The 666-nt window shown below is 48.2% G+C and carries 2 protein-coding genes; both read left to right on the top strand.

The features are described from left to right. Nucleotides 1-249: helix-turn-helix domain-containing protein (locus AAHB90_RS32495; RefSeq protein WP_342089491.1), on the top strand; the 249-nt coding region annotated here is incomplete at its 5' end. Between the two features lie 85 nt (nucleotides 250-334). Next, nucleotides 335-666, top strand: a 332-nt coding sequence (locus AAHB90_RS32490; protein WP_342089490.1) for an NAD-dependent epimerase/dehydratase family protein, incomplete at its 3' end; no start/stop codon positions are given.

Genomic DNA, 666 nt, shown 5'->3' with positions numbered 1-666 from the left:
CAGGACTATGCCAGACATTTAAGTGTACATGTCAATTACCTGAACCGGTCTGTCAGGGAAACGACGGGCAAAACCACTTCGGCGCATATATCCTCGCGCATTATTGCCGAAGCAAAAGCGCTGTTGCAACATAGTGATTGGAGCGTGGCCGAGATCGCTTACGCGCTTGGGTTTGAATACCCTGCGTACTTTAATAACTATTTTAAACGCCTGACTGGTAGCACACCGAACACTTTCCGGAAGGTTTGAAAATCATAGTTATTGGTTTGATATTGATTGGCTGTCCGCCCAGCTGCGGCCTAATTTTGCCTTGTAAATATTAAATCAATCAACAATGAAAATTTTAGTAACAGGAGCAACAGGAAAAGTAGGAAGCCGTTTAGTGCCACGCCTGATAGCCAAAGGCTATGATGTATCAATATTGGTCAGGGACGTTGCAAAAGCTGGCGGTCTGATAGAGCTCGGCGCGAAACCCATAACCGGCGACTTGTTTGAACCAGCCACACTGCCGGCGGCCGTATCCGGTATGGATGCCGTGATCCATCTTGCCGCGCTCTTCCGGACCTTTACAGATAACGAAGGTATCATCAAAACCAACCGCGAGGGAAGTATCGCGCTAGCGCAGGCTGCACACGAAGCTGGTGTCAAACGATTTGTTTTTACCAG

It is taken from the genome of Dyadobacter sp. OTU695 (assembly GCF_038440355.1).
In the GTDB taxonomy this organism is placed as follows: domain Bacteria; phylum Bacteroidota; class Bacteroidia; order Cytophagales; family Spirosomataceae; genus Dyadobacter.
The sequence above is the reverse complement of the archived record's forward strand: the minus strand, read 5'-3'. Positions and strand labels throughout refer to the sequence as shown.